The 12615-nt window shown below is 72.3% G+C and carries 14 protein-coding genes; 7 read left to right on the top strand and 7 right to left on the bottom strand.

Going from position 1 to position 12615, the window contains the following annotated elements; translation table 11 throughout:
- Positions 1 to 32 precede the first annotated feature (32 nt).
- Positions 33 to 1040 (top strand): DUF5937 family protein, encoded by a 1008-nt coding sequence (locus AB5J49_RS01170; protein ID WP_369175011.1) that lies wholly within the window; start codon positions 33 to 35, stop codon positions 1038 to 1040.
- A 187-nt stretch (positions 1041 to 1227) separates the two neighbouring features.
- Here AB5J49_RS01170 and AB5J49_RS01165 read toward each other — a convergent pair whose 3' ends face one another.
- From AB5J49_RS01165 to AB5J49_RS01155, 3 genes are read right to left on the bottom strand one after another with little or no spacing between them, the layout of a single operon-like run.
- On the bottom strand, positions 1228 to 1641 hold the full coding sequence (locus AB5J49_RS01165) for an arsenate reductase ArsC (protein WP_369166560.1): 414 nt from the start codon (positions 1639 to 1641) through the stop codon (positions 1228 to 1230).
- Between the two features lie 26 nt (positions 1642 to 1667).
- Positions 1668 to 2405, bottom strand: a complete 738-nt coding sequence (locus AB5J49_RS01160) for an aquaporin (protein WP_369166559.1) — start codon at positions 2403 to 2405, stop codon at positions 1668 to 1670.
- Complete coding sequence (locus AB5J49_RS01155) at positions 2402 to 2776, bottom strand: ArsR/SmtB family transcription factor (RefSeq protein WP_369166558.1); 375 nt, start codon at positions 2774 to 2776, stop codon at positions 2402 to 2404. The genes AB5J49_RS01160 and AB5J49_RS01155 overlap by 4 nt, the downstream gene beginning before the upstream one ends.
- 104 nt (positions 2777 to 2880) lie before the next feature.
- Here AB5J49_RS01155 and arsM point away from each other — a divergent pair, with 104 nt between their 5' ends.
- Positions 2881 to 3774 carry an arsenite methyltransferase gene (gene arsM / locus AB5J49_RS01150; protein ID WP_369166557.1) on the top strand — a complete coding sequence of 298 codons (894 nt, stop codon included), beginning with the start codon at positions 2881 to 2883 and terminating at the stop codon, positions 3772 to 3774.
- 77 nt (positions 3775 to 3851) lie between these two features.
- Here arsM and AB5J49_RS01145 read toward each other — a convergent pair whose 3' ends face one another.
- The 4 genes from AB5J49_RS01145 to AB5J49_RS01130 form a co-directional block, all read right to left on the bottom strand.
- Complete coding sequence (locus AB5J49_RS01145) at positions 3852 to 4628, bottom strand: NPP1 family protein (protein ID WP_369166556.1); 777 nt, start codon at positions 4626 to 4628, stop codon at positions 3852 to 3854.
- 228 nt (positions 4629 to 4856) lie between these two features.
- Positions 4857 to 5837, bottom strand: a complete 981-nt coding sequence (locus AB5J49_RS01140) for an ATP-dependent DNA ligase (protein WP_369166555.1) — start codon at positions 5835 to 5837, stop codon at positions 4857 to 4859.
- Between the two features lie 75 nt (positions 5838 to 5912).
- Positions 5913 to 6599 (bottom strand): response regulator, encoded by a 687-nt coding sequence (locus tag AB5J49_RS01135; protein ID WP_369166554.1) that lies wholly within the window; start codon positions 6597 to 6599, stop codon positions 5913 to 5915.
- A 203-nt stretch (positions 6600 to 6802) separates the two neighbouring features.
- Positions 6803 to 7957, bottom strand: a complete 1155-nt coding sequence (locus tag AB5J49_RS01130; RefSeq protein ID WP_369166553.1) for a histidine kinase — start codon at positions 7955 to 7957, stop codon at positions 6803 to 6805.
- Positions 7958 to 8145: 188 nt separating this feature from the next.
- Between AB5J49_RS01130 and AB5J49_RS01125 the strand changes: the two genes are divergently transcribed.
- The 5 genes from AB5J49_RS01125 (at position 8146) to AB5J49_RS01105 (ending at position 12542) form a co-directional block, all read left to right on the top strand.
- The gene (locus AB5J49_RS01125) at positions 8146 to 8796 is read left to right on the top strand and encodes a TetR/AcrR family transcriptional regulator (protein ID WP_369166552.1); all 651 of its coding nucleotides are present in this window, start codon (positions 8146 to 8148) and stop codon (positions 8794 to 8796) included.
- A 78-nt stretch (positions 8797 to 8874) separates the two neighbouring features.
- Positions 8875 to 9630 (top strand): response regulator transcription factor, encoded by a 756-nt coding sequence (locus tag AB5J49_RS01120; protein ID WP_369166551.1) that lies wholly within the window; start codon positions 8875 to 8877, stop codon positions 9628 to 9630.
- Positions 9631 to 9806: 176 nt separating this feature from the next.
- Complete coding sequence (locus tag AB5J49_RS01115; RefSeq protein WP_369166550.1) at positions 9807 to 11042, top strand: cytochrome P450; 1236 nt, start codon at positions 9807 to 9809, stop codon at positions 11040 to 11042.
- A 103-nt stretch (positions 11043 to 11145) separates the two neighbouring features.
- Positions 11146 to 11340: a ferredoxin gene (locus tag AB5J49_RS01110; protein ID WP_369166549.1), complete on the top strand. Its 195-nt coding sequence runs from the start codon at positions 11146 to 11148 to the stop codon at positions 11338 to 11340.
- Positions 11337 to 12542 (top strand): NAD(P)/FAD-dependent oxidoreductase, encoded by a 1206-nt coding sequence (locus tag AB5J49_RS01105; protein WP_369166548.1) that lies wholly within the window; start codon positions 11337 to 11339, stop codon positions 12540 to 12542. Before AB5J49_RS01110 ends, AB5J49_RS01105 begins: the two co-directional genes overlap by 4 nt.
- The last annotated feature ends 73 nt before the right edge of the window (positions 12543 to 12615 follow it).

Genomic DNA, 12615 nt, shown 5'->3' with positions numbered 1-12615 from the left:
GGGATGAATCGCTGCTCACGACGGGGGTTGCCATGCCGCTCGCTCTGCACCTCGGCACCGACGACCTCACGCGCTGTCGGTTCGCGATCTCGCCGCTGTGCCAGACCCACGAGGCTCTGCGCCTGGTTCGCCGGCCCGCCCGGCACGGCTACCACCAGGGCTGGCTGCGCCGCATGCGCCGTACGGTCGCGGGCCTCGACCTGGCACCGCTGTGGCTGTTCATCCCACCGCCCGGCGGCTACACCCCGGACTTCCTGGGCCCGCCGCCGGAGGAGCCGTATCCCGCCATCGAGGACGAGTTGGCGCGGATGCGCGCCACCGACCCCGACCTGGCCCACGCGGAGATGACCCGCTCGCTCGGGGGCACCCCCGGACTCGCCGAGTCACCCCGGGGGCGCGCCGCGCTCGACGACCCCGTCGCCACCGTCCGGCGCCTCGCCGACCTCACGGAACGGGCCTGGCGCGCCCTGCTTGCCCCGGACTGGCCGCGCCATCGCGCCGTTCTGGAGGCGGACATCGCGCACCGCTCGCGCAGGGCGGCGGACGGCGGGCTCGACTCGCTGCTCACCGGACTGCACCCAACCGTCGACTGGGCCGGCCACACCCTGACGCTGCGCCGGTACAGCGATGTTCCGGACGCTCAACCCCCCGATGGCAGGGGCGTGTTGCTCATGCCGAGCGTATTCGTGTGGCCGGATGTGGTCAGCGGCTTCGCCCGGCCCTGGCAGCCGACGGTCATCTACCCCGCCCGAGGCATGGGCCGCCTGCACACCGCCCCGGTACCGCGCCCGGCGGAGGCGCTCGCCCGGCTGCTCGGCCCCCAGCGCGCCGCCGTCCTCGCCGGCCTGACCGCCCCGTCCTCGACTACGGACCTGGCCCGCCGCCACGGCTTGGCCCCTTCCACCGTGTCGGCCCACCTCTCGATCCTGCGGGAGGCCGGCCTGCTGGAGTCCCGGCGCCAGGGCCACTACGTCCTGTACGGGCGAACGGCCCTGGGCGACGCCCTCGTCGACGGGGACGTCAGAGCGGCGGCCGACTGATCCGGACAGTCGGCAGCGCGGCCGTGAGGGCGGGTCGGGCACCGGCGTCCCGAGCGGTGGCGGCGAGTCCGAGCGGCACGGCTTTGATCACCGCCGCGGCGGCACGGCCGGCCTGGTGACTCGCGACCTCCCCGCGGTCGCCGCAGAGTCGTCCCAGCCCACTTGCTCAGCCTGCCCGGCCAGGCCGTCAGCCGGGCGCCACTTCCGAAATCAGTGCTCGGACGCGTGTCTCGATCGCGTCGCGGATGGGTCGTACGGCCTCGACGCCCTGCCCGGCGGGATCGTCGAGCTGCCAGTCGAGGTACCGCTTGCCGGGGAAGACGGGGCACGCGTCGCCGCACCCCATGGTGATCACGACGTCGGACGCCTGGACGGCCTCCGCGGTGAGGGGCTTCGGGGTCCGGTCGGAGATGTCGATGCCGACCTCGCCCATCGCTTCGACCACGGCCGGGTTGACGGTGTCGGCGGGGGCGGAGCCGGCGGACCGGACCTCGATGCGGTCGCCCGCGAGGTGGCTGAGGAAGGCGGCCGCCATCTGGGAGCGGCCGGCGTTGTGGACGCAGACGAACAGCACCGAAGGGTGCGAGGCGGGAGTGCTCATGGCGGGTGTCTCTCTCGGGGGTGCGGTCAGGAGGAGGCGGGTTCGGGTTCGCTGCGCGGGACGCCGGTGTCGCGGCGTGCGGGGGCGGTGGTCGGGCCGTAGACCGCGGTCACGAGGCCGAGCCCGAGCGCGGCGCCGAGCAACTGGGCGGCGATGAACGGCGCGACGGAGGCGGGCGCGATCCCGGCGAAGGTGTCGGTGAAGGTTCGGCCGATGGTCACCGCCGGGTTCGCGAAGGACGTGGAGGAGGTGAACCAGTAGGCGGCCCCGATGTAGGAGGCCACCGCGGCCGGAGCGAGCGCGGCGCGGCCTGTCCGGGTGAGGCCGAAGATCAGCAGGAGCAGCCCGGCCGTGGCGACGACCTCGCCCAACCACAAGTGGCCGGCGGACCGGTCATGGGTGGCGAACTTGACCAGCGGCTTGGCGAACATCGCGTCGGCCAGGACCGCCCCGCCGATCGCACCCCCGATCTGGGCGGTCACGTAGGCCGCGACATCCCGCAGGGTGAGGCCGTCCGGGTCACGGCGGCCGGTGAGCCAGGCGGCGAGGGTGACGGCCGGGTTGAAGTGCGCGCCGGAGACCGGCCCGAGCAAGGCGATCAGTACGGCCAGGCCGAAGACGGTGGCGAGGGAGTTGGCGAGCAGTTGCACGCCCACGTCGCGTGAGAGTTCGGTGGCCTGGATGCCGGAGCCGACCACCACGGCCACCAGGAGCCCGGTGCCGATCGCTTCCGCAGCTGTACGGCGGCCGAGCGGCGCGTTCACGCGCCGGCTCCGGCGGGCTGCGGGGTGGCCAGGAACGCGCCGAGCCGGCCCAGGACGCCGGGCAGTACCCAGTAGTAGACCCAGGTGCCGCGCCGCTCGCAGTCGATGAGCCCGGCCTGGCGCAGCAGCTTCAGGTGGTGGGAGATCGTCGGCTGGGACAGGTCGAAGGCGGGGGTCAGCTCGCACACGCACACCTCGCCGCCCTCCCCGCGCGAGGCGATCATCGACATCAGACGCAGCCGGACCGGGTCACCCAGGGCCTTGAAGACCTTCGCCAGCTCGGCCGCCTGGTCCTCGTCCAGCGGCGCGGCGGACAGGCCCGGGCAGCAGGCGGTGCCTTGGCCGATCACCTCAAGCTCTTGTTTCGACATGGCTCTATGTTGACGTTTTTCGATTCAAGGCGCAAGCTTGCATCAATGAACGTCAATACAAGCCGTTCCGGGCCGCACCGCAGCCCGTCACCTGGGAGTGAGTCATGAGCGAGCAGTCCACCGCCCTGCGTGAAACCGTCCGCCGCCGGTACGCCGAGGCGGCCGTGAAGGTCACCGAAGGCGGCACCGCCTGCTGCGGGCCCGAGCCGGTCGAGGTCGACGAGAACTTCGGCTCGACCCTGTACGCCGCGGACGAGCGCGACGCGCTGCCCGCCGAAGCCGTCGCCGCCTCCCTCGGCTGCGGCAACCCGACCGCCGTGGCTGAGCTGCGCGAGGGCGAGCGGGTCCTCGACCTCGGCTCCGGCGGCGGCATCGACGTCCTGCTCTCCGCCCGCCGCGTCGGGCCGACGGGCAAGGCGTACGGGCTGGACATGACGGAGGAGATGCTCGCCCTCGCCCTGTCCAACGCGGCGAAGGCGGGGGCGACGAACGCGGAGTTCCTCAAGGGCACGATCGAGGCGATCCCGCTGCCCGCGAACACCATCGACGTCGTGATCTCGAACTGCGTGATCAACCTGTCGGTCGACAAGCCCGCCGTCTTCGCCGAGACCTTCCGCGTGCTCAGGCCCGGCGGCCGGATCGGCATCTCCGACGTCGTCGCCGACGACACCCTCACCGCCGAGCAGCGGGCCGAACGCGGCGACTACGTCGGCTGCATCGCGGGAGCCCTGACCTTCGCCGAATACCGCGGGGGCCTGGAGGAAGCCGGCTTCACCGACATTCGGATCACCCCCACCCACCCGGTCGCCGACGGAATGCACTCCGCCATCGTCCGGGCCGCCAAGCCCGCCACCGGCCCGGACACCACCGCGACGCCCGCGGCGGACGACTCCTGCTGCGGCGTCACGGCGTGCTGCACCCCGGCTGAGCGGGCGACCGACCCGTCCGTCACTGTCGGTGCGGCCAAGAGCGCGGCCGAATGCGCCTGCCGGAACTGACCTGTCACGCCCGGCGGTAGGCGCGCAGCCCACCGCTGCCGGGGATCACCTCTGCCAAGCCTGCCCGAGGGGACTGATCAGGCGGACGGGTCGAACGCGATGCCGGACGGCTTCGCCGACGCCAGGTGGTTCGCGAAGTTGGCGTCCTTCAGGCCGAAGTTGGCGCTGCCGAAGTCGTACGCGACCAGCTTTTCGCGCACGCCCGACGGGTAGCCGTTCCAGCCGACCAGCGGCGGGTACTGCCAGGTTCCCTTGTGGTTCTCGGGCGGCTCGTCGTTCGAGTTGGCGAGACGGAAGCAGTGCGTGCGGATGCCGTCCTTGTGGTAAACGATCTTGGCGTGCGTGCCGTCGAAGCGCACCGAGGACGCGGCGCTGATCGTGAACGAACCATGGTTGGACGTCGAGACGTACTGCACCGCGTTGTTCTGCACCCACACCACGACATGCTCCCAGTCGTGCCGGTGCCCGCCGATGCTGCTGCCCGCCACTGCCTGGTCCTTCTCGAAGTACAGGCCGTACATGTAGGCACACCAGCCGTTGTTGCACTTGTAGCGCGAGTAGCCGTTGGTGTTGTCGAGGTCCGCGGCGTCACGGCAGCCGCCGCTGAGCGAACCGGTCGGGTTGAGACCGCCGTTGACCGTTCCGTCCGAGCCGATGGCGGGGGTGGAGTAACAGCCGTCGGTGTCGTAGTCGTAGGCGGGCTGGTACGTCTGCTCGGCGGCCTCGGCGTTGGCGGGGAGCGCCGCGGGCGGAGCGGCCAGGGCGACGCTCGGGAAGGCTATGACGAGCGCGGCGGCACCGGCCAGACCGGTGAGCCATCTGTTGCGGTGCGTGCGGAACGTCTGTGACGACACAGCGTCTCCTCGGGGGTCGGGGCGCAGCCCAACGGCCATGGGGGGAAGGAGAATTCAGAATCCAGGGTTTTCACTTCCGTGCCAAGAGGCACGGGCGTACCGCTGGTAACGATCAGCGCAACAGTTGGAGCCCGTCCGCCGAGAAGGCATGCCTTTCCATCCAGTTGGTCGAGCTCTCAAGGAGGCCCGCCCACGGCCCTGTCGGGAGCCGCCGGGGCTGAAGCCGCGTCACACGCTCTCGTCCGGCAGGTCGGCCGCCGCGTCCTGCGGTGCGAGGTCGGGCCTGAGTCGCAGCCAGGATGGCTGGCGCAGCATCCCGGACCTGGTGCGGACGCTGTAGCGCACCTCGCCGACCAGCCGGGGCAGCACCCAGTGCGCGCCTGCCACGTGCGGGGCGGGGTCGAAGGGGCAGGTGTCCGTCTCGGCCGCCCGCAACAGCCCGGCCAGCTGCGTCCGTTCGGCCTCGCTCCAGCCGGTGCCCACGCCGCCGACGTACCGCAGCTTTCCGGCCGCGCGCTGTCCGACCAGCACCGCGCCGGGCAGGCCCGTGAGCCGTCCCTTGCCGGGCAGCCAGCCCCCGACGATGACGTCCTCCGTGCGCATGTTGCGGATCTTGATCCAGGCACGGGAGCGCACCCCGGGCTCGTACACCGAGTCCAGCCGCTTGCAGACGAGCCCCTCCAGACCGTGCTCACGGGTCGCCCGCAGGGCCTCGGCGCCGTGCCCGACCAGCGCACCCGGCGTCGACCAGAACGGCCCGCCCAGGCTCAGCTCCTCCAGCCGCCCGCGCCGCCGGGTGTAGGGCAGCGTGAGGAGCGAGCGGCCCGCCAGGTGCATCACGTCGAACAGCACCAGATGGACGGCGGTCTGAGCCGCCATCCGCGCGGCCCGCGTGGGCGAGTGCGCCAGGCCCATGCGGGACTGCAGCAACTGGAAGTCGGCGCGGCCCTGTTCGTCCAGGGCCAGGATCTCCCCGTCCAGTACGGCACGTGTGGTGCCGAGCGCGCCGCCCAGCGGCCCCAGTTCGGGATAGGCGGCCGTGATGTCCTCGCCGGAACGGGCGCGCAGCAGCAGGCTTCCGTCCCCCGCCAGATAGACCACCGCACGCTGGCCGTCCTGCTTGGTCTCGTACGCCCAGCGCGCGTCCTGCGCGGCGGGCGGCAGGGTGCCGGGCGTGGCGAGCATGGGAGGGATCAGCGGCAGACTCACGGGTCAGTTGTCGACGGTCCCGCCCGCCGCCACGCACCCCGGCCGTCGTTTTCCCCTGAACGGCGGGGCGGGCCCTCAGCCGTCCCCGTTCGGCGGTATGGCTCGCACCAGACCCGACTGGTAGGCCATGACGACGAGTTGGGCACGGTCGCGGGCGCCCAGTTTCGTCATGGCACGGTGGACGTGGGTGCGCACGGTCAGCGGGCTGACGAAGAGCTTCTCGGCGATCTCCTCGTTGGAGTGGCCCTCGGCCACCCAGGCCATGACCTCCCGTTCGCGTGCGGTGAGGAAGGCGAGGTTTTCGGGCGCGGCCGACTGTGAACTCTCGGCGGGGGAGGCCAAGAACCGTGTGATCAGCGTGCGGGTCGCGGTGGGGGAGAGCAGGGATTCACCGGTGGCCACGGTCCTGATGCCGTCGAGCAGCACGTCCGCGGTGACGTCCTTGCCGAGGAAGCCGCTGGCCCCGGCCCGCAGCGCCTGCGCGACGTACTCGTCGATCTCGAACGTGGTGAGGATCAGCACCCGCACCGCCGCGAGGTCCGGATCGGCGCAGATCGCGGACGTGGCGGCCAGTCCGTCGGTGCCGGGCATGCGGATGTCCATGAGGACCACATCGGGGCGGTGGGTTCGGGCGAGGTCGGTGGCCTCGGCGCCGTCGGCGGCCTCGCCGACCACCTCCATGTCCGGGCAGGAGTCGATCAGGATCCGGAAGGTGGCCCGCAGCAGGGCCTGGTCGTCGGCGAGCAGTACGCGGATGGTCATCGGCGGGGGTCTTCCGGTTCCGGAGCGGTCGGGTGCGGGGGCGGTGCGGTGGTGATGAACGAGAGCTGTTCCCGCCTCGGACATCTGCCAGGATCCAGGGAACAGCCCGGCATGTCGTCGTGCGACTGCCGACATTCGCCGGTACTCGCAACGCAGTACGCGCCACGGGCAAGGTCATCCCCGAGGGGGAGCGGGGCCCGTCCTCACCACACGCACGGCAGCTCCACCTCGATCACCGTCGGCCCCCCGGCCGGGCTCGACATCCGCACCGTCCCGTCGAGCGCCGCCACCCGGCGCCGCATCCCGAGCAGCCCCGAACCGCCCGACTCGTCGGCGCCGCCGTGGCCCGCGTCGGCCACCTCGACCCGGAGCCCGCGCCGCATGCGGGCGATCCGGACCGAGGCCTCGGGCGAGCCGCTGTGCTTGGCCGCGTTGGTCAGTGCCTCCGCCACCACGAAGTACGCGGCCGCCTCCACCGCCGCGGGCGCCCTCGGGCCGTCGCCCTCCAGCCCCGCCACGTCCACGGTCACCCGCAGCCCGCTGCCCGCGGCCAGTGCCCGCACCGCACCGACCAGGCCGCGGTCGGTGAGGATCGGCGGATGGATGCCGCGCACCACGTGCCGCAGCTCGGTCAGCGCCTGCTCGGCCTGGTCCTGGGCGTCGTCCAGCAGCTTGCGCGCGGCGTCCGGATCACGCTCGTACGCCCGTTTGGCGAGCCCGATGCGCATGGACAGCGCCACCAGCCGGGCCTGCGCGCCGTCGTGCAGGTCCCGCTCGATGCGGCGCAGTTCGGCGCCGTGCGCGGCGATCGCGTCGGCCCGGGACGTGCTCAGCTGCTCGACCCGCGCGGCCAGCAGCGCCTTCGGGGACGGCCTGAGCAGGGCGCTCGACCAGCGGGCCTCCATGTCCGCCAGGCGCACGATCCACGGCAGCACGACGGCCCGCCGGCGCAGCAGCCCGCACCCCACGCCGTCGACGACGAGCCCGACCGGCCACAGCGGCAGGGCGAGGAAGACCAGCGCGCCGTAGACGTAGTAGGCGGCCATCCAGCGCAGATCGGTGAGCGTGCCGGGGTCGCGCACCGCCGTGCGCAGCCGGTCCTGCAGTCGCCCCTCGATGGCCTGGTACGCCTCGGGGATCTCCCGCCCCGTCCAGGCGGCGGTCAGCCGTCGCTTGGCTCCGGCGATCCGCCGGACGAGCAGTACCGTCTCGGGCAGCAGCCAGGAACCGATCACCGCGACCGTCCCGACGGTGGTGATCAGCAGCACGGTGATGAAGAGGTACATCCCGAAGGCCATCGCGGCGGCCACGGTCAGATGGACCGTCGCACGCCCGGCCTGCCGCACCGTCGTCCGCATGCCCATCACGCCAGGTGACCCGAGCTCCGCGCGCCGGGGTGCGGGCACCCCGGGTGCAGGTGTAGCCCGCTCCACCATGTTCACCGCTTCTTTCAATCAAGTGACTTAGATTGTAGGTGTGCGAACCCGCGGCGGCTCGAGGGACTGGCCGTCGCAGGGCTGTGAGCAGTCCCGGAGCGGTGGTGATCATGGCAGGCAGGACCCTGCGGGAGGAACAGGTCAACGCGACCCGGGAGCTGCTGCTGACCGCGGCCGAGCGGCTCTTCGCCGAGCACGGCGTGTACGCGGTGTCCACCCGCCAGGTCAGCGAGGCCGCGGGGCAGGGCAACAACACCGCGGTCGGCTACCACTTCGGCACCAAGACCGACCTGGTCCGCGCCATCGTCCGGCGGCACGCCACGCGCATCGAGGACATCCGCGCCCGCCTGATCATCGACCTCGCGGACCCGGACGACCTGCGCGGCTGGGTGGACTGCCTCGTCCGCCCGGCGCTGGAACACCTAGCCGCACTCGGCAGCCCCACCTGGTACGCGCGCTTTTGCGCCCAGGTCGTCGCCGATCCGGCCCTGCACCGGATCATGGTCGAGGAGGCCCTCACCTCCCCGGCCCTCCAGAAGATCATCGAGGGCCTGAACCGGTGCCTGCCCGACCTCCCCGCCGAGGTCCGCGCCGAACGCGGCGAGATGGTCCGCCACCTGATCGTCCACGTGGCCGCCGAGCGCGAGCGCGCCCTCGCAGAGAACACCCCCACCCCCCGGTCCACCTGGGACGACGCCGCCACGGGCCTCGCCGACGCCGTCGTCGGCATGTGGCTGGCACCCGTCTCACCCGGCCGCTGACCGCCGCCGCACAAGGAGTACGACCGTGAAATCGACTCTCGGCCAAGGCCGCTGCCGCGGCGCCGTGCGGGGCGGGTTATGAGCGCCCGGCAGACGGCCGCGCCCCTGGACGGCGCCACCGGCGAGAAACCCGCCCTCGCGCGCGGCGCCGGCCAGCACGTCCTCATCGTCGCAGGCGAGCCCGACCTCGCCGAACTGCTCTCGACCACCCTGGAGTTGGCCGGCTACCGGATCAGCCTCAGCGACACCGGCGCCGAGGCACTGGCCCGTGTCGCGCGGCACCGTTTCGACCTGGTGGTCTTCGACACCGCCCTGCCGGACACGGCGAACTTCAGCCGGGAGCGCCGCCCCGCCCTCCCGCACCGCCCGCCGGTCCTGCTGCTCACCGAGTACGACCACCTGCCCCGGCTCGTGCCCGAACTCGGCCTGGGCGAGCGGGACTACGTCACCAAGCCCTTCCGGGTGGCCGAAGTCCTCGCCAGGATCCAGGTGCTGCTGCGCGGCCCCCGCCCGGGCCCGCCCAGGGGCAACCCGCTGGAGTACGGCGACCTCGTGCTGGACGACACCGTGTGCCGGGCCCGGCGCGGGACACGGGCCCTCGACCTCACGCCCGCCGAGTACCGGCTGCTGCGCCATCTCCTGGTCCACGCGCACCGGGTGCTGTCCAAGGAACAGATCGGCCGCTATGTCTGGGGCGAGTACCGCGGCGACAACGCGATCGAGCAGCTCGTCTCCCGCCTGCGCCGCAAGGTGGACCGGGACGACGACCCGGCGCTGATCCACACGCGCCGTGGCTTCGGCTACTGGCTGGGCCGGGCCGACGGGGGGTCCTGACGCCCGGCAGGTGAGTCGATCAAGCCCGCTCGTGTGATCTGGGCCACGTCAGTCTCCTGTCAGGAAACTGACCGGAAGGCGTCAGACCCCTCTGTTTGCATGTGTTCATCGAGGCCTCGACCCCCTTCGCCCCGGCGCTCCACTCCGACCGGAGCCCCCCACGTCCGAGGAGAACCATGGCCGACACCACCCTGACCGGTCCCGCGCACGAAGCGCCGGACGCCGTCCCCGAGTTCCCGATGCCGAGGGAGTCCCGCTGCCCCTTCGACCCGCCGCCCGCGCTCAAGGAGCTGCAGGAACAGGGGCCGTTGACCAAGGTGCGGCTGTGGGACGGCAGCGAGCCCTGGCTCGTCACCCGGTATGCCGAGCAGCGGGCCCTGCTGGGCGACGGGCGGGTCAGCGCCGACACCGACCAGCCGGGCTATCCGACCAAGGCCAGCCCCGAGGCCGGGGAGGGCAAGCTCAGCTTCATCATGATGGACGACCCCGAACACGCCCGGCTGCGCCGGATGGTGACGGGCCCGTTCGCCGTGAAGAAGGTCGAGGCGCTGCGTCCCGCCGTACAGCGGATCGTGGACGGCCTGATCGACGACATGCTCGCCGGGCCCGGCCCGGTGGACCTCGTGGACGTGTTCGCCCTGCCGATCCCGTCGCTGGTCATCTGCGAGCTGCTGGGCGTGCCGTACGAGGAGCACGACTTCTTCCAGGAGCACACCAAGACCATGGTCCGTACGACCGCCACGCCCGAGGAGCGGGGCGCGGCGAGCCGTGAGGTCGCGGGCTACCTGGCGGGACTCCTGGGCAAGCGGGTCGCCGAGCCGCGGGACGACCTGCTGTCGGGCATCGCCGCCCGCGTCACCGCCGGTGAACTCACCCATCAGCAGGCGACCGAGATGGCGCTGCTCCTGCTGATCGCGGGCCATGAGACCACCGCGAACATGATCGCGCTCGGCACTCTCGCCCTGCTCCAGTACCCCGACCAGCTCGCCCTGCTGCGGGAGACCGACGATCCGAAACTCGTGGCCTCCGCGGTCGAGGAACTCCTGCGCTATCTGCACATCACCCACCTGGGCCGGCGCCGGGCGGTGACCGAGGACATCGAGATCGGCGGCCAGGTGATCAAGGCCGGCGAGGGCGTCATCATGGTCAACGAGATCGGCAACCGCGACCCCGAGGTCTTCGCCGACCCCGACCGCCTCGACATCACCCGCGACGCCCGGCGCCACGTCGCTTTCGGCTTCGGCGTCCACCAGTGTCTGGGCCAGCCGCTGGCCCGCATGGAACTCCAGGTCGTCTACGGCACCCTCTACAAGCGCATCCCGACGCTGAAACTCGCGTGCGCCCTGGAGGACGTCCGGTTCAAGACCGACGCGTTCATCTACGGCGTCCACGAACTTCCCGTCTCCTGGTGACGGCTCCGCACCACGAGCACGAGCGGCAACCCGCAAACGCGGCAAGCCGCAAACGCAACAGCCCGCAAACGAACAAGAACCACGTGTGAAGAAGGGGATGGCCATGAAGGTGGAGCTGGAAGCCGACAAGTGCGTCGCGTCCGGACAGTGCGTGCTGGCCGCCATGGACGTGTTCGACCAGGACGACGAGGGGATCGCGGTCCTGCTCGACGAGCAGCCTGCCGACGAACACCTCGACGGCGTACGCGAGGCCGTGGCGATCTGCCCGGCCGCCGCGATCCGGCTGGTGGATCAGTGAGGCGCATTGTCGTCGTCGGTGCCTCGGCCGCCGGGCTCGCGGCGGCCGAGACGCTCCGCCGCGAGGGATACGACGGCACGCTCACCCTCGTGGGCGACGAACCCCTCGCCCCGTACGACCGGCCGCCCCTGTCCAAGCAGCTGTTGTCCGGCGAGTGGGAGCCCGAGCGGCTGGCCCTGCGCACCCCCGGCGACCTGGCCGGACTCGACCTCGACCTGCGCCTCGGCGTGGCGGCGGCCGGACTGCGACTCGCCGACCGCACGGTGGAGTTGGCCGACGGATCGACGGTGCCGTACGACGGTCTGATCCTGGCCACCGGAGTGCGCCCGCGCCGGCTGCCCGGTGCGGGCGGGCATGTGCTGCGCACCCTGGACGACGCGATGCGGCTGCGGGACCGGCTCACGCCGGGCAAGCGGCTGGTCGTGGTCGGCGCGGGGTTCCTCGGGGCCGAGGCCGCAGCCGTCGCCTGGCGGCTGGGCTGTGAGGTGACGCTTCTCGAACCCGCCCCGGTGCCGCTGGCCCACGCCGTCGGCAGTGAGGTCGGCGAGGTGCTGACGCGCGCCCATCTGGACCGGGGCGTGGACCTGCGCTGCGGGGTCACCGTGACCGAGGTGACCGGGAACGGCGTGCGCCTCGCCGACGGCGAACTGGTCGAGGCGGACGAGGTGTTGATCGCGATCGGCTCCGTGCCCAACACCGACTGGCTCGCCGCCGGAGGGCTCACCGTCGGCGACGGCGTGGTGTGCGACGAGTACTGCGAGGCCGCGCGGAACGTGTACGCCGCCGGGGACGTGGCCCGCTGGTACAACCCGCTGTTCGGGCTGCCCATGCGCATCGAGCACCGCACCAACGCCGCCGAGCAGGGGATGGCCGCGGCCCGCAACCTGCTGCACCCGGACGCCCGCAAGTCGTTCGCGCCGGTGCCGTACTTCTGGTCCGACCAGTACGACATGAAGATCCAGGCGTACGGCTATCTCCGCGGACACGACGAAGTCGCCGTGGTGGAGGGGGAACTGGCGGAGGGCCGGTTCGTGGCCGCCTACCGCAGGGGCGAGAAGGTGACCGGGGCGCTGGCCGTGGGGATGCCGCCGAAGGCGATCCGGCAGTGGCGGCAGGCGATCGCGACGGGCGCGGACTGGGACGGGGCGGCCGTGCCGTCCCATTCGCGCGCCGAGGCCGTGCCGGGCGGGGCACCCGCCTGACGTGCCACGCGGGCCGGGGCCCGGCGGACCACCTGGGTCCGCCGGGCCCCCGCGCCATTCAGCCGCCGACGCG

It is taken from the genome of Streptomyces sp. R28 (assembly GCF_041052385.1).
Taxonomy (GTDB): Bacteria; Actinomycetota; Actinomycetes; order Streptomycetales; family Streptomycetaceae; genus Streptomyces.
The sequence above is the reverse complement of the archived record's forward strand: the minus strand, read 5'-3'. Positions and strand labels throughout refer to the sequence as shown.

Excerpts from the sequence above, each read along its gene's own strand:
- AB5J49_RS01130 (WP_369166553.1), bottom strand. The coding sequence starts at position 7,957 with ATGCGGACGACGGTGCGGCAGGCCGGGCGTGCGACGGTCCATCTGACC.
- AB5J49_RS01115 (WP_369166550.1), top strand. The coding sequence starts at position 9,807 with ATGGCCGACACCACCCTGACCGGTCCCGCGCACGAAGCGCCGGACGCC.
- AB5J49_RS01135 (WP_369166554.1), bottom strand. The coding sequence starts at position 6,599 with ATGACCATCCGCGTACTGCTCGCCGACGACCAGGCCCTGCTGCGGGCC.
- AB5J49_RS01125 (WP_369166552.1), top strand. The coding sequence starts at position 8,146 with ATGGCAGGCAGGACCCTGCGGGAGGAACAGGTCAACGCGACCCGGGAG.
- arsM (WP_369166557.1), top strand. The coding sequence starts at position 2,881 with ATGAGCGAGCAGTCCACCGCCCTGCGTGAAACCGTCCGCCGCCGGTAC.
- AB5J49_RS01155 (WP_369166558.1), bottom strand. The coding sequence starts at position 2,776 with ATGTCGAAACAAGAGCTTGAGGTGATCGGCCAAGGCACCGCCTGCTGC.
- AB5J49_RS01120 (WP_369166551.1), top strand. The coding sequence starts at position 8,875 with ATGAGCGCCCGGCAGACGGCCGCGCCCCTGGACGGCGCCACCGGCGAG.
- AB5J49_RS01110 (WP_369166549.1), top strand. The coding sequence starts at position 11,146 with ATGAAGGTGGAGCTGGAAGCCGACAAGTGCGTCGCGTCCGGACAGTGC.
- AB5J49_RS01165 (WP_369166560.1), bottom strand. The coding sequence starts at position 1,641 with ATGAGCACTCCCGCCTCGCACCCTTCGGTGCTGTTCGTCTGCGTCCAC.
- AB5J49_RS01170 (WP_369175011.1), top strand. The coding sequence starts at position 33 with ATGCCGCTCGCTCTGCACCTCGGCACCGACGACCTCACGCGCTGTCGG.